At 58.6% G+C, this 21,104-nt stretch carries 23 protein-coding genes, 1 tRNA gene and 2 pseudogenes; 22 read left to right on the top strand and 4 right to left on the bottom strand.

The features are described from left to right. Positions 1-81: 81 nt before the first annotated feature. From AC0T4W_RS16160 to AC0T4W_RS16150, 3 genes and pseudogenes are all read right to left on the bottom strand, one after another. Positions 82-315: pseudogene (locus tag AC0T4W_RS16160) on the bottom strand (tyrosine-type recombinase/integrase); the annotation flags it as partial. Next, entirely contained in the window at positions 282-467 is a 186-nt protein-coding gene (locus tag AC0T4W_RS16155; RefSeq protein ID WP_476320663.1) for an Arm DNA-binding domain-containing protein, read from the bottom strand. The gene AC0T4W_RS16155 and the pseudogene AC0T4W_RS16160, both read right to left, overlap by 34 nt. A gap of 193 nt (positions 468-660) precedes the next feature. Further along, positions 661-744 (bottom strand) — tRNA-Leu (locus tag AC0T4W_RS16150). Positions 745-857: 113 nt separating this feature from the next. On the opposite strand from AC0T4W_RS16150, the gene queA reads away from it, so the two are divergent. From queA to AC0T4W_RS16120, 6 genes and pseudogenes are all read left to right on the top strand, one after another. After that, complete coding sequence (queA, locus tag AC0T4W_RS16145; RefSeq protein WP_476320660.1) at positions 858-1,907, top strand: tRNA preQ1(34) S-adenosylmethionine ribosyltransferase-isomerase QueA; 1,050 nt, start codon at positions 858-860, stop codon at positions 1,905-1,907. A 14-nt stretch (positions 1,908-1,921) separates the two neighbouring features. Further along, positions 1,922-3,036: pseudogene (gene tgt, locus AC0T4W_RS16140) on the top strand (tRNA guanosine(34) transglycosylase Tgt). A 39-nt stretch (positions 3,037-3,075) separates the two neighbouring features. Beyond that, entirely contained in the window at positions 3,076-3,411 is a 336-nt protein-coding gene (gene yajC / locus AC0T4W_RS16135) for a preprotein translocase subunit YajC (protein WP_476320657.1), read from the top strand. A 62-nt stretch (positions 3,412-3,473) separates the two neighbouring features. After that, the gene (gene secD / locus AC0T4W_RS16130; protein WP_476320654.1) at positions 3,474-5,342 is read left to right on the top strand and encodes a protein translocase subunit SecD; all 1,869 of its coding nucleotides are present in this window, start codon (positions 3,474-3,476) and stop codon (positions 5,340-5,342) included. A 9-nt stretch (positions 5,343-5,351) separates the two neighbouring features. After that, positions 5,352-6,257: a protein translocase subunit SecF gene (gene secF, locus AC0T4W_RS16125; protein WP_476320651.1), complete on the top strand. Its 906-nt coding sequence runs from the start codon at positions 5,352-5,354 to the stop codon at positions 6,255-6,257. Positions 6,258-6,382: 125 nt separating this feature from the next. Beyond that, the gene (locus AC0T4W_RS16120) at positions 6,383-6,919 is read left to right on the top strand and encodes a glycine zipper 2TM domain-containing protein (protein WP_476320648.1); all 537 of its coding nucleotides are present in this window, start codon (positions 6,383-6,385) and stop codon (positions 6,917-6,919) included. Between the two features lie 60 nt (positions 6,920-6,979). On the opposite strand, the gene suhB is transcribed toward AC0T4W_RS16120, so the two are convergent. Further along, positions 6,980-7,795, bottom strand: coding sequence for a type III secretion system regulator SuhB (gene suhB / locus AC0T4W_RS16115; protein WP_476320645.1), 816 nt, complete (start codon positions 7,793-7,795; stop codon positions 6,980-6,982). A 144-nt stretch (positions 7,796-7,939) separates the two neighbouring features. On the opposite strand from suhB, the gene trmJ reads away from it, so the two are divergent. The 16 genes from trmJ to hisS all read left to right on the top strand — a co-directional run bounded on the left by trmJ (position 7,940) and on the right by hisS (position 21,067). Beyond that, a complete protein-coding gene (gene trmJ, locus AC0T4W_RS16110) occupies positions 7,940-8,710 on the top strand; it encodes a tRNA (cytosine(32)/uridine(32)-2'-O)-methyltransferase TrmJ (RefSeq protein WP_476320642.1) in 771 nt (256 codons plus the stop codon). Further along, entirely contained in the window at positions 8,703-9,479 is a 777-nt protein-coding gene (gene cysE, locus AC0T4W_RS16105) for a serine O-acetyltransferase (protein WP_476320639.1), read from the top strand. Before trmJ ends, cysE begins: the two co-directional genes overlap by 8 nt. A gap of 155 nt (positions 9,480-9,634) precedes the next feature. Further along, positions 9,635-10,126, top strand: a complete 492-nt coding sequence (iscR, locus tag AC0T4W_RS16100) for a Fe-S cluster assembly transcriptional regulator IscR (RefSeq protein ID WP_476320636.1) — start codon at positions 9,635-9,637, stop codon at positions 10,124-10,126. Between the two features lie 48 nt (positions 10,127-10,174). Continuing rightward, positions 10,175-11,389, top strand: a complete 1,215-nt coding sequence (locus tag AC0T4W_RS16095) for an IscS subfamily cysteine desulfurase (protein ID WP_476320633.1) — start codon at positions 10,175-10,177, stop codon at positions 11,387-11,389. A 47-nt stretch (positions 11,390-11,436) separates the two neighbouring features. Next, a complete protein-coding gene (iscU, locus tag AC0T4W_RS16090) occupies positions 11,437-11,823 on the top strand; it encodes a Fe-S cluster assembly scaffold IscU (RefSeq protein WP_090442874.1) in 387 nt (128 codons plus the stop codon). A 12-nt stretch (positions 11,824-11,835) separates the two neighbouring features. Further along, positions 11,836-12,159, top strand: a complete 324-nt coding sequence (gene iscA, locus AC0T4W_RS16085) for an iron-sulfur cluster assembly protein IscA (RefSeq protein ID WP_090248639.1) — start codon at positions 11,836-11,838, stop codon at positions 12,157-12,159. Positions 12,160-12,167: 8 nt separating this feature from the next. Beyond that, on the top strand, positions 12,168-12,689 hold the full coding sequence (gene hscB, locus AC0T4W_RS16080; RefSeq protein ID WP_476320630.1) for a co-chaperone HscB: 522 nt from the start codon (positions 12,168-12,170) through the stop codon (positions 12,687-12,689). A gap of 51 nt (positions 12,690-12,740) precedes the next feature. After that, a complete protein-coding gene (hscA, locus tag AC0T4W_RS16075) occupies positions 12,741-14,606 on the top strand; it encodes a Fe-S protein assembly chaperone HscA (RefSeq protein WP_476320627.1) in 1,866 nt (621 codons plus the stop codon). A gap of 2 nt (positions 14,607-14,608) precedes the next feature. After that, positions 14,609-14,950 carry an ISC system 2Fe-2S type ferredoxin gene (gene fdx / locus AC0T4W_RS16070; protein WP_476320624.1) on the top strand — a complete coding sequence of 114 codons (342 nt, stop codon included), beginning with the start codon at positions 14,609-14,611 and terminating at the stop codon, positions 14,948-14,950. 14 nt (positions 14,951-14,964) lie between these two features. Further along, positions 14,965-15,165, top strand: a complete 201-nt coding sequence (iscX, locus tag AC0T4W_RS16065) for a Fe-S cluster assembly protein IscX (protein ID WP_476320621.1) — start codon at positions 14,965-14,967, stop codon at positions 15,163-15,165. A 94-nt stretch (positions 15,166-15,259) separates the two neighbouring features. After that, positions 15,260-15,691, top strand: a complete 432-nt coding sequence (ndk, locus tag AC0T4W_RS16060) for a nucleoside-diphosphate kinase (RefSeq protein ID WP_476320618.1) — start codon at positions 15,260-15,262, stop codon at positions 15,689-15,691. Between the two features lie 23 nt (positions 15,692-15,714). Continuing rightward, positions 15,715-16,878: a dual-specificity RNA methyltransferase RlmN gene (gene rlmN / locus AC0T4W_RS16055; protein ID WP_476320615.1), complete on the top strand. Its 1,164-nt coding sequence runs from the start codon at positions 15,715-15,717 to the stop codon at positions 16,876-16,878. A gap of 13 nt (positions 16,879-16,891) precedes the next feature. After that, on the top strand, positions 16,892-17,650 hold the full coding sequence (pilW, locus tag AC0T4W_RS16050) for a type IV pilus biogenesis/stability protein PilW (protein WP_476320612.1): 759 nt from the start codon (positions 16,892-16,894) through the stop codon (positions 17,648-17,650). Beyond that, positions 17,650-18,648 (top strand): RodZ domain-containing protein, encoded by a 999-nt coding sequence (locus AC0T4W_RS16045; protein WP_476320609.1) that lies wholly within the window; start codon positions 17,650-17,652, stop codon positions 18,646-18,648. The genes pilW and AC0T4W_RS16045 overlap by 1 nt, the downstream gene beginning before the upstream one ends. 1 nt (position 18,649) lies before the next feature. After that, positions 18,650-19,759, top strand: a complete 1,110-nt coding sequence (ispG, locus tag AC0T4W_RS16040) for a flavodoxin-dependent (E)-4-hydroxy-3-methylbut-2-enyl-diphosphate synthase (protein WP_476320606.1) — start codon at positions 18,650-18,652, stop codon at positions 19,757-19,759. A gap of 18 nt (positions 19,760-19,777) precedes the next feature. After that, positions 19,778-21,067, top strand: coding sequence for a histidine--tRNA ligase (gene hisS, locus AC0T4W_RS16035; RefSeq protein WP_476320603.1), 1,290 nt, complete (start codon positions 19,778-19,780; stop codon positions 21,065-21,067). The last annotated feature ends 37 nt before the right edge of the window (positions 21,068-21,104 follow it).

The following is a 21,104-nucleotide window of genomic DNA, read 5'->3' as shown; positions in this document are numbered from 1 at the left end:
CGTTGTGAGGCGCGATAGATCGGCTGATCAGGCGGATGGGTGTCTGCTTTTCGCCCCGTCGGGCTAGGCCAGCCAAAACCGTTAAGCCTTGCGCTTGATGCTTACCACGTTAGCGCCAGAAAACTGCGCATCTATCGAATCAGTCCATGCCTGCATCATTTCCCGGCGCTGTTTCAGGTAGGTGGCCTGGTTGTAGATGTCGCGTATTTCGTCGGCTTCACCGTGGGCTAGCTGGCGTTCGATCCAGTCGCGGTTATAGCCGCGTCCGTTAAGTTCCGTGCTTAGCAGATGACGGAAGCCGTGGCCGGTTTGCTTATCCTTTTAGCTTTGCCGTTGAAGCGGTAGCGGTAGCGCCACAATTTAGAGCCGGTCGGGGCGACCTCCAGGCACAGGCCGTTGCTGTCGGCCAGGCGATACAGCTTGTCTTTGGGTTTGGCTGTTTTGATGGCGGAATCGGTCAGCGGCATTGCGCCCCGTGTGAGCCACGCCGGCGGCGTTTGGCTGCTCAGGTGTGAGTAGATTTAATGACCAGACTCGATCTACTCACAAAGTAATGGGCTTATAAGGAAAGGGTAGGGAATTGCAGGCAATAGAAAACCGGCTCAAAGGCCGGTTTTCTTGGGGTTTCAGGTCGTTTCGGTACGTCCTGAGAAGATCTAATGGTGCCCGGGGGAGACTCGAACTCCCACTTCTTTCGAAAACGGATTTTGAATCCGCCGCGTCTACCGGTTCCGCCACCGGGGCACAATGGCGGCGCAGTATAGGGATGGTATTGAGGTTGGTCAATCCACTTGCGTGGTCAGCATGCATGATTTCCGGTAAGCTTTGCCGCCCTGTTAAACGACCTCCTTCCGACCATGCGTGTTGCCGACTTCAATTTCGAGCTGCCTGACGCCCTGATTGCCCGCCATCCCCTTGCCGAACGCCGTGCCAGCCGTTTGCTGGTGCTTGATGGGCCGACGGGTGAGCTGGCGCATAAACAGTTCAGTGATCTGCTGGATTACCTGCGTCCTGGCGATCTGATGGTGTTTAACAACACTCGGGTTATTCCGGCGCGGCTGTTCGGCCAGAAGGCGTCGGGCGGCAAACTGGAGATTCTGGTTGAGCGCGTGCTGGACAGCCATCGTGTGCTGGCCCATGTGCGTTCGAGCAAATCGCCGAAGCCGGGCTCGATGATTCTGATTGATGGCGGTGGCGAGGCCGAGATGGTTGCCCGTCACGATGCCTTGTTCGAGCTGCGTTTTAGCGAAGACGTGCTGCCGCTGCTGGAGCGGGTTGGGCATATGCCGTTGCCGCCTTATATCGATCGCCCGGATGAACAGGCAGACCGCGAGCGCTATCAGACGGTGTATGCCGACCGCGCTGGCGCCGTTGCGGCGCCGACCGCTGGGCTGCATTTTGATCAGCAGTTGCTCGCGGCGATTGCCGAGAAGGGCGTTGAGCAGGCGTTCGTCACCCTGCACGTCGGTGCGGGCACTTTTCAGCCGGTACGTGTGGAGCGCATTGAAGATCACCACATGCACAGCGAGTGGCTGGAGGTCAGTCAGTCTGTTGTCGATGCCGTGGCTGCCTGTCGTGCGCGCGGCGGTCGGGTGATTGCTGTTGGCACCACCAGCGTGCGCTCGTTGGAAAGCGCGGCGCGCGATGGCGTGCTCAAGGCCTTTAGCGGCGACACCGACATCTTTATCTATCCAGGTCGGCCGCTGCATGTGGTCGATGCGCTGGTGACTAATTTCCATTTGCCGGAATCGACCCTGCTGATGCTGGTGTCGGCGTTTGCCGGTTATCCGGAAACCATGGCGGCTTATCAGGCGGCGATTGCCGGTGAATATCGTTTTTTCAGTTACGGTGATGCCATGTTTATCACCCGCAACCCCGCACCGCGCGGGCCAGAGGAACAGCTATGACGCGCACCTGCCGCATGTCTTTCGAATTGTTGGCAACCGAGGGCAAGGCGCGCCGTGGTCGGCTGACTTTTCCCGTGGCGTGGTCGAGACGCCGGCGTTTATGCCGGTGGGCACCTATGGCACGGTCAAGGGCATGCTGCCGCGTGATATCGAGGCGACTGGTGCGCAGATCATCCTCGGTAACACCTTCCATTTGTGGCTGCGCCCCGGCACTGAAGTGATCAAAAAGCACGGCGATCTGCATGATTTTATGCAGTGGCAGGGGCCGATCCTCACCGATTCCGGCGGTTTCCAGGTGTTTAGCCTCGGCGCCATGCGCAAGATCAAGGAGGAGGGCGTGTACTTCGCCTCGCCGGTCGATGGCGCCAAGGTGTTTATGGGGCCGGAGGAGTCGATGCAGGTGCAGCGCGACCTGGGCTCCGACATCGTGATGATTTTCGACGAATGCACGCCGTATCCGGCTGAGTTCGATGTGGCCAAGCGCTCGATGGAGTTGTCGCTGCGCTGGGCCAAGCGCTCGAAAGAGGCGCATGGTGACAGCACGGCTGCGCTGTTCGGTATCGTTCAGGGTGGCATGTATGAGGAGTTGCGCAAAGTCTCCCTGGATGGGCTGGAGCAGATCGGCTTTGACGGTTATGCCATTGGCGGTCTGTCAGTCGGCGAGCCGAAAGACGAGATGATCAGGGTGCTGGATTACCTGCCCGCGCAGCTGCCTGCTGATAAGCCGCGTTACCTGATGGGCGTCGGTAAGCCGGAGGATCTGGTCGAAGGCGTGCGCCGTGGCGTGGATATGTTCGACTGCGTGATGCCGACCCGCAACGCGCGCAACGGCCACCTGTTTGTCGATACCGGCGTGCTGAAAATCCGCAATGCCTTCCATAAACAGGACAATTCGCCGCTGGACCCGACCTGCGACTGTTACACCTGTAAACATTTCTCCCGCGCCTATCTGCACCATCTGGATAAATGCGGCGAAATGCTCGGTAGCATGCTCAATACAATCCATAACTTGCGGCATTATCAGGTGCTTATGGCTGGTTTGCGCGAGGCTATTCAACAGGGTACATTGGCCGCCTTTGTCGATGCCTTCTATGCCAAACGCGGGCTGCCAACGCCGCCTCTGGATTGATCCCCAACTTTTTAAAGACCCTTGCAACAGGAGTGTTACATGAGCTTTTTTATCCCCGCTGCTTTCGCTGACGGTGCCGTACCGGCTGCCGGTCCTGCTGGTAGTGGCTTTGAATGGGTGTTTCTGGTCGGCTTTCTGGTCATCTTCTATCTGATGATCTGGCGTCCACAGGCTAAGCGTGCAAAAGAGCACAAAGGTCTGATCGGTGGTCTGCAGAAAGGTGATGAAGTGGTAACCAGCGGCGGTATCGCTGGCAAGGTGTCGAAGGTTTCCGATGACTTCGTGGTAATCGAAGTGTCCGACACCGTCGAGCTGAAGATTCAGAAAGTGGCGATTGCCGCCTCGCTGCCTAAGGGCACGCTGAAAGCGATCTAAGCCACACACCTTTACCATTCGACGGGGCGCTTAATGCGCCCCGCGTCATAACGGGCGGCGTCATGCTCAACAAGTTCCCTCTCTGGAAGTACCTGCTGATTCTGGCTGTGCTGGCAATCGGTTTCCTTTATTCCGCGCCCAATCTGTACCCGGATGATCCGGCGATCCAGATCAGTGGCAACAGCTCCGCTATGCGCGTCGAGCAGGCTGACCTGGACCGCGCCAGTCGCGCACTGGAAGCGGCCGGTATTAGCGTAAAAGCGGTCAGTCTGGCCAATCAGGGCCGCGCTGGCTTGCTGCGGTTGAACAGTGCTGAAGACCAGTTGCCCGCTAAAGAGCTGGTGCGCAAGGCGTTGAGCGATGAGTTCGTAGTCGCCCTGAACCTGGCGCAAACCACGCCAAATTGGCTGCGCAACCTGGGCGGCAGCCCGATGAAGCTGGGGCTGGATCTCTCCGGTGGCGTGCACTTCCTGATGGAAGTGGATATGGACAAAGCCCTGGATGCGCGTCGCAAGGTTTACGAGGGCGAGGTTAAGAGCCTGCTGCGTAAAGAGCGCGTGCGCTACCGCAGCCTGCCTGAGCTCAATGGTGCCATTCAGCTGGGCTTTACCGATGAAGCCGCGCTGGAGAAGGCCGAGCGCCTGATCCGCAAGGATTTCAATGATTTTGATATGACCACTGTGCAGCGCAGCGAGCTGCAGGTGCTGCGCCTGACGCTGACCCAAGCCAAGCTGGTCGAGATTCGCGAATACTCGATCAAGCAGAACCTGACCACCGTGCGTAACCGGGTCAACGAGCTGGGTGTGGCTGAGCCGCTGGTGCAGCGCCAGGGCGCCAATCGCATCGTGGTTGAGCTGCCGGGTGTGCAGGACACTGCCGAAGCCAAGCGTATTCTCGGCAAGACCGCCAACCTGGAGTTCCGTTTGGCCGCTGAGCCGGATGCGGCCAAGGCTGCGACCGAAAGCTTCGAGTTCCGCCAGGAAGGCCGTCCGCCCGCGCAGTTGGAGCGTGACCTGATCATCACCGGTGACCAGGTCACCGATGCGCAGGCTAGCTTCGATGAGAACGGCAGCCCGCAGGTGAATATCCGTCTGGATGGTCGTGGCGGTGACCTGATGAACCGCGCGACCCGCAACAATGTCGGGCGCAGCATGGCGGTGATCTTTATCGAGCAGAAGCCGGTAACCCGCTACGTGCGTCAGGTGGTTGATGGCGTTGAGAAGGAAGTCGAGCTGCAGACCTTCGTCGAAGAGAAGAAGATCATCAGCCTGGCTACTATCCAATCGCCGCTGGGTAGCCAGTTCCGCATCACCGGTCTGGATGGTCAGGGCGAGTCGTCCGAGCTGGCCCTGCTGCTACGTGCTGGTGGTCTGGCGGCGCCGATGTACTTCGCGGAAGAGCGCACCATCGGCCCGAGCCTGGGTGCTGACAATATTGCCAAGGGCGTCAATGCGTCGCTGTGGGCGATGCTGTTCGTTTCGCTGTTTATCATCGCCATCTACCGCTTCTTCGGTGTGCTGGCGACCGTTGCCCTGGGTCTGAACATGGTGCTGCTGCTGGCACTGATGTCGCTGCTCAGTGCCACCCTAACCCTGCCGGGTATCGCCGGTATCGTGTTGACCATGGGTATGGCGGTGGATGCTAACGTGCTGATCTTCTCGCGTATTCGTGAGGAGATTGCCAATGGCATGTCGATCCAGCGCGCCATCCATGAGGGTTTTGATCGGGCTTACTCGGCAATTGTCGACGCCAACCTGACCACCTTGTTGGTGGGCGGCATCCTGTTCGCCATGGGCACGGGGCCGGTTAAAGGCTTTGCGGTGACGCTGTCGCTAGGCATCATCACGTCGATGTTTACCGCCATTCTGGTTACTCGTGCCATGGTCAACCTGACCTGCGGCGGGCGTGACTTCAAGAAGTTGTGGATTTAAGGGGTTGTGATGAATCGTACGATCAACTTCATGGGGGTTCGCAATATTGCGTTCGCCCTCACCGTGGTCCTGACGCTGCTGTCGCTGGCGAGTCTATTTACCAAAGGTCTGAACCTGGGCTTGGACTTTACCGGTGGTACGCAAATCGAGCTGAGTTACGAGCAGCCGGCGGACCTCAGTAATATCCGTGCGCAACTGGCCGGTGCCGGCTATGCCGACGCCGTGGTGCAGAGCTTTGGCGCTACCACCGATGTGGTGGTGCGGATGCAGGGCAATGACCCGGATTTAGGCAATAAAGTAGCCACAGCACTGCGTCAGGCCGGTGAGCAGCTTGAGGTGAAAAAGGTCGAGTTCGTCGGCCCGCAGGTGGGTGAAGAACTGCGTGACCAAGGCGGACTTGGTCTGTTGCTGGCGCTGGCTGGGGTGATGCTCTACCTGGCCTTCCGCTTCCAGTGGAAGTTCGGCGCAGGGGCGATTGTTTCGCTGATCCACGACGTAATTGTCACGCTCGGTGTCCTGTCGTTCTTCCAAATCACGTTCGACCTGACCGTGTTGGCGGCGCTGCTGGCGATCATCGGCTACTCGCTGAACGACACCATCGTGGTCTTCGACCGGGTCCGTGAGAACTTCCGCGTGCTGCGCAAGGCGACGTTGATTGAGAACATCAACATCTCCACCACGCAGACCCTGCTGCGTACTTTGGCGACGTCCATCTCTACTCTGATGGCGATTGCTGCGCTGCTGCTGTTTGCCGGTGACAACCTGTTTGCCTTCTCGGTGGCATTGTTTGTCGGCGTGGCAGCGGGTACCTACTCGTCGGTCTATATCGCCAACGTTGTGCTGGTGTGGCTCGATCTGACGGTCGATGACCTGATTCCCCCAGTGGTGGAAGAAGAGGTCGATGAGCGCCCCTGATTCTGTGCGCGTTATCGCAAGCGGCTGAATGAGCCGGGCGAGTGTTGAACTTGCCCGGTTTTTTTATGCTCCAAGGCAGGCAATAAGGTGCGTTGAGCGCTAAGCAGCGGTTTCAGGAGGTATGCATGAATAAGTCAATGTTGGTAGGTGCGGTGTTGGGTGCGGTGGGTGTGACAGCGGGCGGCGCAGTAGCGACTTACAACATCGTCAGTGCGCCGGAATATGCCGAAGTGCTTGCTGTGAAGCCGATCAATGAAACCATCAAAACCCCGCGCGAGGTCTGCAAGGATGTGGCGGTCACGCGCCAGGCGCCGGTCAAGGATCAGCATCAAATAGCCGGTACGGCGATTGGTGCGGTGGTGGGCGGCTTGCTGGGTAATCAGGTCGGTGGCGGTAACGGTAAGAAGCTGGCGACGGTTGCCGGTGCGGTTGGCGGTGGTTATGCCGGCAACAAGGCGCAAGAGCATCTGCAGAATCGTGATACCTACACCGCCACCGAAACCCGTTGCAGCACAGTGACTGACACCAGTGAGAAGTTGGTGGGCTACGACGTGAAGTACGAGTTGGATGGCAAGGTGAGCCAGGTGCGTATGGCCAATGATCCGGGTCGGCAGATTCCGGTCAAGGATGGTGAGCTAGTGCTGGTGGATCAGTCCAACTGATCGCCGGGTTCAGCAGGTACAAAAAAGCGCCTCGTGAGGCGCTTTTTTATTGCGGCTTGATCAGCGCTTCAATGAGGCCGACAAGTGCGGCTGAATGGCCGTCAGTACGGCTTTGAAGCACTTGGTGTTGCCGGCAACGATCTGGCCTTTTTCCAGGAATTCATGGCTGCCGCTGAAGTCGCTGACCAGGCCGCCTGCTTCTTGAATCAGCAGTGCGCCGGCCGCCATGTCCCATTCGGACAGGCCGAATTCCCAGAAGGCATCGAAGCGGCCGGCGGCAACGTAGGCTAGGTCCAGGCTGGCTGCGCCTGCGCGGCGAATGCCTGCGGTCTGGCCGACCAGGCTGCGGAACATGCCGATGTAATTCTCCAGATTGTCCATCTGGCTGTCGCGGAACGGGAAGCCGGTGCCGAGCAGTGCGCCTTCCAGGCTCTTGCGATTGCCAACGCGCAGACGGCGGCCGTTGAGTGCAGCGCCACGGCCGCGACTGGCGGTGAATTCTTCCTGGCGCACCGGGTCGATGATCACTGCGTGCTCAAGGCGGCCACGGTATTTGCAGGCGATGCTCACGGCGTAATGCGGAATACCACGGATAAAGTTGGTGGTGCCGTCCAGTGGGTCAATGATCCACAGGTAATCGGCGCCGTCGCCGCTGCCTTCGCTCAGGCCGCTTTCCTCGCCGAGGATGCCGTGGTTCGGGAAGGCTTTGCGCAGGGCCTGAATGATCAGCAGCTCAGCGGAGCGATCTACTTCAGTTACATAGTCCTTGGCTTCTTTCTCGTCGACCGAGATGACGTCCAAGCGTTCGGTCGAGCGGAAGATCATTTCGCCGGCGCTACGGGCTGCGCGCAGCGCGATATTCAGCATGGGCTGCATGGATGTTCACCTGGGTCGTTAAAGAAAGCCGGCCATTCTAGCAGAAAAGCCCAGCGGTTGAAGTGCAACCTGTGGCTTGCGTGGCGTAAGGCGGGTGGCTTCTGTAAGATTTGTCCCTCTAAACCTTGTCTGTGAGCGTTTGCGTTGCTGGAAAATATTCGCGTTGTGTTGGTCGGCACCAGTCATCCGGGCAATATCGGTGGCGCGGCGCGGGCCATGAAAAACATGGGCTTGTCGCAGTTGGTGCTGGTTGATCCGCGGGATTTCCCAAGCGAAGAAGCGGTGGCTAGGGCCTCTGGAGCTACTGATGTTCTGGATGCGGCTCAGGTGGTGGCCACGCTTGAGGAGGCGCTGGTCGGTTGTCGCCTGGTGATGGGGACCAGTGCACGAGATCGCCATATCCCCTGGCCGATGCTGGAGCCGCGCGAGTGCGGTGTTGCTGCGTGTGAGCAGGCGCAGCAGGGCGCGCACGTTGCCTTGGTGTTTGGGCGCGAGTATGCCGGCCTGACGAATGAGGAGCTGCAGCGTTGTCACTACCATGTGCACATTCCCTCTGATCCGGCGTTCAGCTCGTTGAATTTGGCGGCGGCTGTGCAGGTGTTGGCTTACGAAGTGCGCATGGCCTGGTTGGCCACAGAAGGTCAGCCGGTTAAGCAGGTTGTAGAGGTGGGTCCGGATGAGGAGCCGGTTGCTGCAGATGAGCTGGAATCGTTTTATCGTCATCTGGAGCAGGCACTGGTTGAGATCAGGTTCCTTGATCCGGCCAAACCGCGACATTTGATGAGTCGCCTGCGTCGTCTTTACGGGCGTAGCGCTGTTAGCAAGCTGGAAATGAATATCTTGCGCGGGATCTTGACGGAAACCATCAAGGCGGCGCGTGGCGAGCACCCTAGGCAGGAGAAGGTAGATGTTTGAGCGCATGCAAGAGGATATCCAAAGCGTATTTCATCGCGATCCAGCGGCGCGTAATGCCTTTGAGGTGGTCACTTGCTATCCCGGCTTGCATGCGGTCTGGCTGCATCGCGTGGCGCATGCGCTGTGGGGCAGTGGCTGGAAGTGGCTGGCGCGGGTGGTATCGAACTTCGGCCGCTGGCTGACCGGCATCGAAATACACCCGGGCGCGAAGATCGGTCGACGCTTCTTTATCGATCACGGCATGGGCATCGTGATTGGTGAAACCGCCGAGATCGGCAATGACGTCACGCTGTATCAGGGCGTAACCCTGGGCGGCACCAGCTGGAACAAGGGTAAGCGCCACCCCACGCTGGAAGATAGCGTAGTGGTTGGGGCGGGCGCCAAAGTGCTAGGGCCGTTCACGGTCGGTGCGGGTGCCAAGATCGGCTCCAATGCCGTGGTAACCAAGGAAGTGCCGGCGGGCGCTACGGCGGTCGGTATTCCGGGGCGGGTCATCGTCAAGGTCGACGATGAGCAGGAAGCCAAGCGCCAGGCGATAGCTGAGAAGCTTGGTTTCGATGCCTATGGCGTGAGCCAGGACATGCCGGACCCGGTGGCGCGTGCCATTGGTCAGCTGCTCGATCACCTGCATGCGGTGGATGGGCGCCTGGAGGGCATGTGCGGCGCGCTCAAGTCTCTGGGCAGTGACTACTGCGCCAAGGATTTGCCGCAACTGCGTGACGAGGATTTCGCCGGCGTGGTCAAAGACGCAGACACGCCTGCTGCTTGATGGTCCTGCTGTTTGATGGTGCGGGGGCGTGCATTTTGCTATGCTGCGCGCCCTCCATCTTGGCTAATCCCGACTAAAGCACTAGGTCTTATAGTTGACTTAAATGCTCGGGAATTGCATACTCGCGGCATATTGCGATCACGCGGTAATCCCTTATGCGACTAACCACCAAAGGCCGTTACGCTGTCACCGCCATGCTCGACCTGGCGCTGCACGCGCAGCGTGGGCCGGTGTCTCTGGCTGACATCTCCGAGCGGCAGGGTATTTCCCTTTCCTATCTGGAGCAGCTGTTTGCCAAGCTGCGACGTGGCAGTCTGGTGTCCAGCGTGCGCGGTCCGGGCGGTGGTTATCAGCTGTCGCGTGATATGCAGGGCATTCAGGTGGCTGAGGTGATTGATGCGGTCAACGAATCAGTCGATGCCACGCGCTGCCAGGGGCAGGGCGATTGCCATGCCGGTGATACCTGTCTGACCCACCATTTGTGGTGTGATCTCAGCCAGCAGATACACGAATTTTTAAGCGGCATCAGTCTCGCTGACTTGGTGACCCGCCGTGAAGTACAGGAAGTTGCCCAGCGCCAGGACCAGCGCCGCTGCAATGGCAGGACGCCGTACCTAGATAAGATCGAAACGTCCGCCGTCGATTGAGCGCAAAGCGCTGGCTAGCTGGCCTGATACCTGATTAGGAGAGAATTGATGAAGTTGCCGATTTACCTCGATTATTCCGCCACCACACCGGTTGATCCGCGTGTTGCGCAAAAAATGAGCGAATGCCTGCTGGTTGACGGCAACTTCGGCAACCCAGCGTCGCGCTCTCACGTGTTCGGCTGGAAGGCTGAAGAAGCGGTAGAAAACGCTCGCCGCCAGGTGGCTGAGCTGGTTAATGCCGATCCGCGTGAGATTGTTTGGACCTCCGGTGCGACCGAGTCCAACAACCTGGCGATCAAGGGCATCGCTGACTTCTACAAGACTAAAGGTAAGCACCTGATCACCTCGAAGATCGAGCACAAAGCGGTGCTGGATACCATGCGCCAGCTTGAGCGCGAAGGCTTCGAGGTTACTTATATCGAGCCAGGCGAAGATGGCCTGATCACGCCGGCCATGATTGAGGCGGCGCTGCGCGAGGACACCATTCTGGTGTCGGCCATGCACGTGAATAACGAGATCGGCACCATCAACGATATTGCAGCGATTGGCGAGCTGACCCGCTCGCGTGGGGTGTTCTTCCATGTGGACGCCGCACAATCGACCGGCAAGGTGGCAATCGACCTGCAGTCGCTGAAGGTTGATCTGATGTCCTTCTCCGCGCACAAGACCTATGGTCCTAAAGGTGTCGGTGCACTGTATGTGTGCCGTAAGCCGCGTGTACGCCTGGAGGCTCAGACCCATGGCGGTGGTCACGAGCGTGGCATGCGTTCCGGTACCCTGGCGACACACCAGTGCGTTGGCATGGGTGAGGCGTTCCGCATTGCCAAGGAAGAAATGGTCCAGGAAAACCAGCACATCCTGGCCCTGCGTGATCGCTTCTTTAAGCAGGTCGATGGTTTGGAAGAGCTGTACATCAACGGCAGCATGACCGCCCGTGTGCCGCACAACCTCAACCTCAGCTTCAACTATGTTGAGGGCGAGTCGCTGATCATGGCGCTTAAGGACCTGGCGGTTTCCTCCGGTTCGGCCTGTACCTCGGCCTCCCTGGAGCCGTCCTATGTATTGCGCGCCCTGGGCCGTAATGACGAACTGGCACATAGCTCCATCCGCTTTACCTTCGGCCGCTTCACCACCGATGAAGAAGTCGATTACGCCGCGCAGAAAGTCTGCGAGGCGGTCACCAAGCTGCGCGAATTGTCGCCGCTGTGGGATATGTACAAAGACGGTGTCGACATCTCCAAGATCGAGTGGGCGGCGCACTAAGTAGTCGCCAAGCAAGAGCGGCTCTCTGATGAGGAAGGAATACCAGCATGGCTTACAGTGAAAAGGTTATTGATCACTACGAGAACCCGCGCAACGTCGGCAAGATGGACGCGCAAGACCCAGACGTTGGTACCGGCATGGTTGGCGCACCGGCCTGCGGTGACGTGATGCGTCTGCAGATCAAGGTCAACGAGCAGGGCGTGATTGAAGATGCCAAGTTCAAGACCTATGGCTGCGGTTCGGCGATTGCCTCCAGCTCCCTCGCCACCGAGTGGATGAAGGGTAAGACCCTGGACGAAGCCGAAACCATCAAGAACACCCAGCTGGCCGAGGAATTGGCTCTGCCACCGGTGAAAATTCACTGCTCGGTACTCGCCGAAGACGCCATTAAGGCCGCTGTGCGCGATTACAAGCAGAAGAAAGGCTTGCTCTAAGGAGGTTTGTCGATGGCTATCAGCATGACCGAGGCTGCCGCTCAGCACGTGCGTCGCTCTCTTGAGGGGCGCGGCAAAGGCGAAGGTATTCGCCTGGGTGTGCGCACCACGGGCTGTTCCGGCTTGGCCTATGTGCTGGAGTTTGTCGATGAGGCCGCCAGCGAAGATCAGGTGTTCGAGAACCATGGCGTCAAGGTGATCATTGATCCCAAGAGCCTGGTTTACCTCGACGGTACCGAGCTCGACTTCGTCAAAGAGGGGTTGAACGAAGGCTTCAAGTTCAACAATCCGAACGTGCGCGGCGAATGTGGCTGCGGCGAAAGCTTCAATATCTGAGGCCGCTTGTGGGTAGTCCCTGTCACTTCGCGTTATTCGAGCTGCAGCCCGATTTTCGCCTGGATCTTGACCTGCTAGCCGTGCGTTATCGCGAGCTGGCGCGCAATGTCCATCCGGACCGCTTTGCCGATGCATCCGAGCGTGATCAGCGTCTGGCTCTTGAGCAGTCCGCGAGCCTCAATGAGGCTTACAGCACGCTCAAGAGTGCGCCGCAGCGTGCCCGCTATTTGCTGGCGCTGCGCGGCCCTGAGCTGCCGTTGGAAGTGACGGTGCAGGACCCGGATTTCCTGCTGCAGCAGATGCAGCTGCGCGAAGAGTTGGAGGATTTGCACGACAGTGCAGATCTGGCAGGCGTGGCGCAGTTCAAACGGCGTTTGAAAGTGGCTCAGGATGAGCTTAACGAAAGTTTTGCGGTTTGTTGGGATGATGCTGCGCAGCGCGAGCAGGCCGAACGGCTGATGCGCCGCATGCAGTTTCTCGACAAGCTTTCTCACGAGGTCCGCCAGCTGGAAGAGCGCCTCGACGATTAACACGGGCATGCCCCAGAGGCGTGCCCGAGTCTAGATAAGCATTGATTAATCATGGCCTTACTGCAGATCGCTGAGCCCGGACAAAGCCCCCAGCCACACCAGCGTCGTCTGGCTGTGGGGATTGATCTGGGTACCACCAATTCGCTGGTCGCCGCCGTGCGTAGCGGCCTTTGCGCGCCGCTGGCTGATGCTGCGGGGCAGGTTATTCTGCCGTCCGCAGTGCGCTATCACGCTGATCGGATCGAGGTGGGGGAAGTCGCCAAGGCGGCCGCATCAAGCGATCCGCTCAATACCGTACTGTCGGTCAAGCGCCTTATGGGGCGCGGCCTGGCGGACGTCAAGCAGCTTGGCGAGCAGCTGCCGTATCGCTTTGTTGGCGGCGAATCGCATATGCCGTTTATCGAGACCGTGCAGGGGCTGAAAAGCCCGGTCGAGGTCTCGGCCGATATTCTCAAGGTGCTGCGTCAGCGTGCTGAATCGACCCTCGGTGGTGAGCTGGTAGGTGCAGTAATCACGGTGCCGGCCTATTTCGATGACTCGCAGCGCCAAGCCACCAAAGACGCTGCGCGTCTGGCCGGCTTGAGTGTGCTGCGCCTGCTCAACGAGCCGACAGCTGCTGCCGTGGCCTACGGCCTGGATCAGCATGCCGAAGGTGTGGTCGCCATTTATGACTTGGGCGGCGGTACCTTCGATATTTCCGTGCTACGCCTGACCGGCGGCGTGTTTGAAGTGCTGGCCACTGGCGGCGACAGCGCGCTGGGTGGTGACGATTTCGATCACGCGATTGCGGGTTGGATCGTCGAGCAGGCAGGTATTTCCTCTGATCTCGATCCAACTCAGCAGCGCCTATTGCTGGAAGCCGCCTGCGCCGCCAAAGAGTTGCTGACTGAGAGCGCCAGTGCGCCGCTCAGCTATGCCGGCTGGCAAGGTCAGTTGAGTCGTGAGCAATTCGATGCGCTGATCGAGCCCATGCTGGCGCGCAGCCTCAAGGCCTGTCGGCGCGCGGTGCGTGACGCGGGCATTGAGCTGGAAGAGGTGGAGGCTGTGGTTATGGTTGGCGGCTCCACCCGCGTGCCGCGCGTACGCCAGGCGGTCGCCGAGTTATTCGCCCGTGAGCCGCTGGCTGATATCGACCCCGATCAGGTTGTGGCCATCGGTGCGGCGATCCAGGCCGATGCCTTGGCGGGTAATAAGCGCGGCGATGGCGAAGAGTTGCTGTTGCTGGATGTGATTCCCCTGTCGCTCGGTCTGGAAACTATGGGCGGGTTGATGGAGAAGGTGATTCCGCGTAACACCACCATTCCCGTGGCCCGCGCTCAGGACTTCACCACCTACAAAGATGGCCAGACGGCCATGATGGTGCATGTGCTGCAGGGTGAGCGCGAGCTGATCAGCGATTGCCGCTCCCTCGCGCGCTTTGAATTGCGCGGTATTCCGCCGATGGTCGCTGGCTCGGCGAAGATTCGTGTGACCTTCCAGGTCGATGCCGATGGCCTGCTCAGTGTGGCGGCACGCGAGTTGGCCTCGGGTGTCGAGGCGAGTATCCAGGTTAAGCCGTCCTATGGGCTGACCGATGGCGAAATCGCCCGCATGCTGCAGGATTCTTTCAAAAATGCCAGTGATGACAAGGTTGCCCGTGTATTGCGTGAGCAGCAGGTCGATGCCCGGCGTCTGTTGGAGGCGGTCGAGGCGGCGTTGCTGGCCGACGGCGAGCGCTTGCTGGATGCCGATGAGCGCCTGGCCATTGATGCGCAGATTGAGCAGTTGCGTGACTTGATGGCTGGCAGTGATGGCCTGGCGATTGAGCAGCAAACCAAACGTTTGACCCAGGTGACGGATGCTTTTGCCGCGCGTCGCCTGGACGCCACGGTCAAGGCCGCACTGGCCGGCCGTAGTCTTGATGAGATTGAGGAATAAGCATGCCGCAGATCATATTTCTGCCTCACGCCGTGCTGTGTCCGGAAGGTCTGGTGGTTGATGTTGCGCCGGGTACTTCGGTGCTTGAAGTGGCGCATGAGCATCATATCGAGATCGAAAGTGCCTGCGGCGGTGTCTGCGCCTGCACCACCTGTCACTGCATCATTCGTGAGGGCCTCGATTCGTTGGCTGAGGCCGATGAGCTGGAAGAGGACATGCTCGACAAGGCCTGGGGGTTGGAAGCGCAGTCGCGCTTGTCCTGCCAGGCGATTGTGGGTGACGAAGACCTGACCGTCGAAATCCCCAAGTACTCGCTCAACCATGCCGCCGAAGCGCCGCACTGATTCAAGGAGCTGTTATGAGTCTGAAGTGGGCTGATGTGCTGGAAATCGCCATTCAATTGGCAGAGTCCAAGCCTGAGGTAGACCCTCGCTACGTGAACTTTGTTGACCTGCATAAGTGGGTTCTGGCGTTGCCGGAGTTCAGCGACGATCCACGGCGTGGCGGCGAGAAGGTGCTTGAAGCCATTCAGGCGGCCTGGATCGAAGAGGCGGATTAGTCGGCCTTTTGGCCTGTGCTACGCATTTAACCGGAACCCGCGTATAATTCGCGGGTTTAATTTTTCGCTTTAATCATTGTTTCTGGAGTTTCACATGGCTGTTCAACGCACTTTTTCCATCATCAAGCCCGATGCAGTTGCTAAAAACGTTGTTGGCGAGATCACCAGCCGCTTCGAAAAAGCCGGCCTGCGCGTCGTTGCTTCGAAAATGGTTCAGCTGTCCGAGCGCGAAGCTGCTGGCTTCTACGCTGAGCACAGCGAGCGTGGTTTCTTCAAGGACCTGGTTGCTTTCATGACCTCCGGTCCGGTTATCGTCCAGGTTCTGGAAGGCGAAAACGCTGTTTTGGCTAACCGTGATCTGATGGGCGCAACCAACCCTAAAGACGCTGCTGTCGGCACCATCCGTGCTGACTTCGCAGTTTCCATCGACGAAAACGCTGTTCACGGTTCCGATTCGGAAGCCTCTGCTGCCCGTGAAATTGCTTACTTCTTCGCTGCCACCGAAGTTTGCGCACGTATTCGCTAAGCGAATCGGGTGAGGGTGAAGCCATGACTGAAGCTGTCGGTAAAATCAATCTGCTGGGTCTGACCCAGGCAGAAATGGAACAATTCTTCGAGCGCATCGGGGAAAAGCGTTTCCGTGCCGGTCAGATGATGAAATGGATTCACCACTTTGGCGTCGATGATTTTGACGCCATGAGTAACGTCAGCAAGGCTTTGCGCGAAAAGCTCAAGGCCTGTGCTGAAATCCGCGGCCCGGAAGTGGTCAGCGAAGATATTTCTACTGATGGCACGCGCAAGTGGGTTGTGCGAGTGGCGTCAGGCAGTTGTGTAGAAACCGTGTATATCCCCCAGGGCACGCGTGGCACCTTGTGTGTGTCGTCGCAGGCCGGCTGTGCGTTGGACTGCAGCTTCTGCTCGACTGGCAAGCAAGGCTTCAATAGCGATCTGAGCGCCGCCGAAGTGATCGGTCAGGTGTGGATCGCCAACAAGTCGTTCGGCAGCGTGCCGGCGAAGATCGACCGTGCCATCACCAACGTGGTGATGATGGGCATGGGTGAGCCGTTGCTGAACTTCGACAACGTCGTTGCCGCCATGAAAATCATGATGGACGACCTCGGCTACGGCATCTCTAAACGCAAGGTGACGCTGTCGACCTCAGGCGTAGTGCCGATGATCGACAAGCTCGGCGAAGTCATCGACGTGTCCCTGGCGTTGTCACTGCATGCACCCAACGATGAACTGCGTAACCAGTTGGTGCCTATCAACAAGAAGTATCCGCTGGAGATGTTGCTGGCGGCGTGTAAGCGTTATGTCTCGCGTCTTGGCGAGAAACGCGTGCTTACAATCGAGTACACCCTGCTCAAGGATGTAAACGATAAGACTGAGCACGCTGAGGAAATGATCGCACTTCTCAAAGATGTGCCTTGCAAGATCAACCTGATTCCGTTTAATCCCTTCCCCCACTCGGGGTACGAACGGCCGAGCAACAATGCTATTCGCCGTTTTCAGGACCTGCTGCACAAAGCCGGGCACAATGTCACCGTACGCACCACGCGGGGCGAAGACATTGACGCGGCGTGTGGCCAGTTGGTCGGTCAGGTTATGGACCGTACCCGCCGTAGTGAACGCTATATTGCTGTGCGTGAACTTGCAGTGCGCGATGTAAGTAGCGAGGCCGAAACGCCGAGTTCCGCCGCCAATCGAACCTGAGGGGAGGATACCCATGACCTTGCGTCCCACGTTATTGCTGTTGGCCGCCAGTCTGTTAGCCGGTTGCGTGACAACCGGTAATGTTGACCCGATGAAAACCGATAAGGGTCGCGATGAAGCGCGAGATGCCTATGTGCAGTTGGGTATCGGTTACCTGCAGCAGGGGGATACTGAGCGCGCCAAAGTCCCTCTCAAGCGAGCGCTTGATCTTGATGCCTCCAATCCGGATGTGCATGCGATTTTGGGTATTGTTTTTCAAACTGAGATGGAACCCGAACTAGCGGATATGCACTACCGAAAGGCTATTTCGCTACGTAAAGGGGATGCGCGACTATTAAATAACTACGGAGGCTTCCTGTTTGAGCAGAAACGCTACTCGGAAGCCTTGGGGTTTTATCGGCAGGCTTCCCAGGACACCTTGTATCAGGAGCGGTCACGGGTTTTCGAAAATCTCGGATTAACTTCACTGCAACTTAAGCAACGTGAGCAGGCCAAAGCCTATTTTGAACGTTCGCTGCGTTTGGATAGTCGTCAGCCTCGCGCCCTGATGGAAATGGCGCAGCTGTACTATGAGGACAAGCAATACGTTCCGGCCCGTGGCTATTATGAAAGCTATATCGCGCTAGCTAATCATGACGCTCGCAGCCTGCTGCTGGGTGTGCGCTTGGCGAAGATTTTTGAAGAGCGCGACAATGCTGCGAGCCTTGGTCTGCAGTTGAAGCGACTCTATCCGGGCACGCCGGAATATCAGCAATACCTGTCGGAGCAATGATGAAAGCGGCGCATCCAGAAGTGCTAGCAGTTCCCCGTGTCAATCCGGGTGAGACTTTGCGCAAGGCTCGTGAGAGCCGGGATTGGACCATTGCCGAGGTTGCCGCGCAGTTGAATCTGACCCCGCAGCGCTTGAGTCAGGTCGAGCAAGGTGCCTTTGACAAGCTGCCGGGGCATACCTTTGCCCGTGGTTATGTCCGGGCTTACGCCAAGTTGTTGGAGCTCGATCAGAACCGTCTAGTGCTGGAGTTCGATCAGTTTACCGGCAGCGATGCAGCGGGCAGCAGCGTGCACAGCTTGGGGCGCATTGAGGAGCCTGTGAGCTATTCGCAGCGCATTCTACGTATGGTCAGTTTTGTCCTGCTGTTGGCCTTGGCTGGTTTGAGCTTCTTTTGGTGGCAGGAACAGGCCGAGCGCCGAGCCGAAGATCTGGCTTCAACCAGCCTTGAGCATGTTGAAGTAGATGGCGCCGACGGTACCACGCAAATCCATCCGCTGGATGAACCGGAAGACCAGGCGGTGGACGCTGCCCAACTGGATGTAGAAACTGTGCTGCCGTCACTGTCAGAGGGTGCTGCTGAACTGCCAGGCGCTGTCGGCAGCGAACCCGCAGTCGTGGCTCCACAAGCGGAACAGCCGCAAGCACTCAGCGAAACGGCAAGCGCTCTAGCAGCGTCCGCTGCTCCCGCCGAGGCTGCGCCTGTTATTGCTGACGTTGCGCCCGCGTCACCTGCTTCTGTGCAGGCCTCCGCAGGTGAGGCAGTAGTCAGCCTGACCTTTATTGCTGATTGCTGGACGCAACTGACCGATGCCAATGGCAAGGTGCTGTTCAGCGCCCTAAAGCGCAAAGGCGATAGCCTGCAATTGGCTGGTAAGGCTCCGCTGGAGCTGCGTCTGGGCTATGCCCGAGGTGTGCAGGTCAGCCTAAATGGCAATCCGGTCGATGTGGCGCCGTTTATCTCCGGTGAGACCGCGCGTCTGAAGTTGGGTGGGCAGTAGCATGCATTGCGAGTCACCAATCAAACGCCGTATTTCACGCAAAATCTGGGTTGGTTCTGTGCCGGTGGGGGGCGATGCGCCCATCGCCGTACAGAGTATGACCAACAGCGACACCAATGATGTAGCTGCCACCGTGGCGCAAATCCGTCGCTTGGAAGATGCCGGCGCGGATATTGTGCGCGTCTCGGTGCCGGATATGGATGCCGCCGAAGCCTTCGGCAAGATCAAACAGCAGGTCAAAGTGCCGCTGGTTGCCGACATCCACTTCGATTACCAGATCGCCTTGCGCGTTGCTGAACTTGGCGTCGATTGCCTGCGTATTAATCCGGGCAATATTGGCCGTGAAGATCGTGTGCGCGCGGTGGTCGAGGCGGCGCGTGACAAAGGCATTCCGATTCGTATCGGGGTAAACGCCGGTTCGCTGGAAAAAGACCTGCAGAAGAAATATGGCGAGCCGACCCCGGAGGCTCTGGTCGAGTCGGCGCTGCGTCATGTCGAGCATCTGGATCGCCTGAATTTCCCCGACTTCAAGGTCAGCGTTAAGGCCTCTGATGTGTTTATGGCCGTGGCCGCCTACCGCCTGCTGGCCAAGCAGATTGAGCAGCCGCTGCACCTTGGCATCACCGAAGCCGGCGGTTTGCGCTCCGGCACGGTCAAGTCGGCGGTGGGGCTGGGCATGCTGTTGGCCGAAGGCATCGGCGACACCATCCGCATCTCCCTGGCTGCTGATCCGGTTGAAGAAATCAAGGTTGGCTACGACATCCTCAAGTCGCTGCGCCTGCGTTCCCGTGGCATCAACTTTATCGCCTGCCCGAGTTGCTCGCGGCAGAACTTCGATGTGGTGAAAACCATGAACGAGCTGGAGCAGCGCGTCGAAGACCTGTTAGTGCCGCTGGATGTTGCGGTTATCGGCTGTGTGGTCAACGGCCCTGGCGAAGCCAAGGAAGCGCATATCGGCCTGACTGGTGGCTCGCCCAATCTGATCTATATCGATGGCAAGCCAGCGCTTAAGCTGGGCAATGACAACCTGGTCGATGAGCTGGAAAAGCTGATCCGCCAGAAAGCGGCCGACAAGGTCGCAGCTGACGCCGCTCTGATTCTGCGCAGCTAACACCGTTAAGGAATTGAATTGAGCAAGTCCCTGCAAGCCATCCGTGGCATGAACGATATCCTGCCCGAGCAGACTCCGCTTTGGCGCTACTTCGAAGGCACCGTGGCCCGCCTGCTGGATGGCTACGGCTATCGGCAGATCCGTATGCCAATCGTTGAGTTCACCGAGTTGTTTAAACGCTCGATTGGTGAAGTCACCGATATCGTTGAAAAAGAGATGTACACCTTCGACGACCGCAACGGCGACTCCTTGACCCTGCGTCCTGAAGGCACCGCCGCTTGCGTACGCGCCGTGCTTGAGCATGGTCTGGCGGGCGGTGGGCAGACCCAGAAACTCTGGTACATCGGCCCGATGTTCCGTCACGAGCGCCCACAAAAAGGCCGTTATCGCCAGTTCCATCAGATTGGTGTGGAAGTCTTCAATATTGATGGCCCGGATATCGACGCCGAGCTGATCGTGCTGACCTGGCGCCTGTGGGGCCTGCTGGGTATCCGTGATGCGGTCAAGCTGGAACTCAATAGCCTGGGCACCAGCGCCGCGCGTGCGGTGTATCGCGATGCCCTAGTCGAGTTTCTGACTGCTCACGCTGATCAGTTGGATGAAGACAGTCGCCGCCGTATGGGCAGCAATCCGCTGCGTGTATTGGACAGCAAAGTGCCGGAAACCCAGGCCCTGCTGGTCAATGCTCCGAAGCTGGCGGACTACCTGGATGAAGAATCGCGCGTGCATTTCGAGGGGCTCAAGGCCCGTCTGGATGCGGCCGGTGTGCCGTACGTGATCAATCCCAAGCTGGTGCGCGGTCTGGATTACTACAGCAAAACCGTATTCGAGTGGGTAACCGATCAGCTCGGTTCCCAAGGCACGGTTTGTGCCGGTGGCCGTTACGACGGTCTGGTCGAGCAGATGGGTGGCAAGCCGACGTCGGGCGTGGGTTTTGCCATGGGCATCGAACGTTTGGTGCTGTTGCTTGAAACTCTAGGTAAAGTACCGGCTGAAATCGCCCGTACGGTCGACGTTTACCTGTGCGCTTTCGGTGAGCCCGCTGAACTGGCGGCGCTGGCTTTGAGCGAGCGTCTGCGTGATCAGTTGCCAAACCTGCGTCTGCAGGTGAATGCCGGGGCAGGTAGCTTCAAAAGTCAGTTCAAGAAGGCCGACAAGAGTGGCGCGTTGTACGCCCTGATCTTGGGTGAAGACGAATTGGCCCAGCAAGTGGTAGGTTGCAAGCCGCTGCGCGGTCAGGGCGAGCAACAAAGTATTGCGTGGTCGGCATTGGCCGATCATCTGGCGACATGCGCCGATCAGGCCTGAGCGCCTGTTAAGTGATTTAGAAAATAGGAGTGTTGGG

This window comes from Pseudomonas sp. C7.1 (genome assembly GCF_056312395.1).
This window is presented reverse-complemented; position numbering and strand designations above follow the sequence as displayed.

Coding starts and splice junctions, on each gene's coding strand:
- AC0T4W_RS16095 (WP_476320633.1), top strand. CDS start 10,175: ATGAAGTTGCCGATTTACCTCGATTATTCCGCCACCACACCGGTTGAT.
- AC0T4W_RS16155 (WP_476320663.1), bottom strand. CDS start 467: ATGCCGCTGACCGATTCCGCCATCAAAACAGCCAAACCCAAAGACAAG.
- iscX (WP_476320621.1), top strand. CDS start 14,965: ATGAGTCTGAAGTGGGCTGATGTGCTGGAAATCGCCATTCAATTGGCA.
- queA (WP_476320660.1), top strand. CDS start 858: ATGCGTGTTGCCGACTTCAATTTCGAGCTGCCTGACGCCCTGATTGCC.
- AC0T4W_RS16120 (WP_476320648.1), top strand. CDS start 6,383: ATGAATAAGTCAATGTTGGTAGGTGCGGTGTTGGGTGCGGTGGGTGTG.
- ndk (WP_476320618.1), top strand. CDS start 15,260: ATGGCTGTTCAACGCACTTTTTCCATCATCAAGCCCGATGCAGTTGCT.
- fdx (WP_476320624.1), top strand. CDS start 14,609: ATGCCGCAGATCATATTTCTGCCTCACGCCGTGCTGTGTCCGGAAGGT.
- cysE (WP_476320639.1), top strand. CDS start 8,703: ATGTTTGAGCGCATGCAAGAGGATATCCAAAGCGTATTTCATCGCGAT.
- ispG (WP_476320606.1), top strand. CDS start 18,650: ATGCATTGCGAGTCACCAATCAAACGCCGTATTTCACGCAAAATCTGG.
- AC0T4W_RS16045 (WP_476320609.1), top strand. CDS start 17,650: ATGAAAGCGGCGCATCCAGAAGTGCTAGCAGTTCCCCGTGTCAATCCG.
- suhB (WP_476320645.1), bottom strand. CDS start 7,795: ATGCAGCCCATGCTGAATATCGCGCTGCGCGCAGCCCGTAGCGCCGGC.
- yajC (WP_476320657.1), top strand. CDS start 3,076: ATGAGCTTTTTTATCCCCGCTGCTTTCGCTGACGGTGCCGTACCGGCT.
- hscA (WP_476320627.1), top strand. CDS start 12,741: ATGGCCTTACTGCAGATCGCTGAGCCCGGACAAAGCCCCCAGCCACAC.
- pilW (WP_476320612.1), top strand. CDS start 16,892: ATGACCTTGCGTCCCACGTTATTGCTGTTGGCCGCCAGTCTGTTAGCC.
- iscR (WP_476320636.1), top strand. CDS start 9,635: ATGCGACTAACCACCAAAGGCCGTTACGCTGTCACCGCCATGCTCGAC.
- secD (WP_476320654.1), top strand. CDS start 3,474: ATGCTCAACAAGTTCCCTCTCTGGAAGTACCTGCTGATTCTGGCTGTG.
- iscA (WP_090248639.1), top strand. CDS start 11,836: ATGGCTATCAGCATGACCGAGGCTGCCGCTCAGCACGTGCGTCGCTCT.
- rlmN (WP_476320615.1), top strand. CDS start 15,715: ATGACTGAAGCTGTCGGTAAAATCAATCTGCTGGGTCTGACCCAGGCA.
- secF (WP_476320651.1), top strand. CDS start 5,352: ATGAATCGTACGATCAACTTCATGGGGGTTCGCAATATTGCGTTCGCC.
- iscU (WP_090442874.1), top strand. CDS start 11,437: ATGGCTTACAGTGAAAAGGTTATTGATCACTACGAGAACCCGCGCAAC.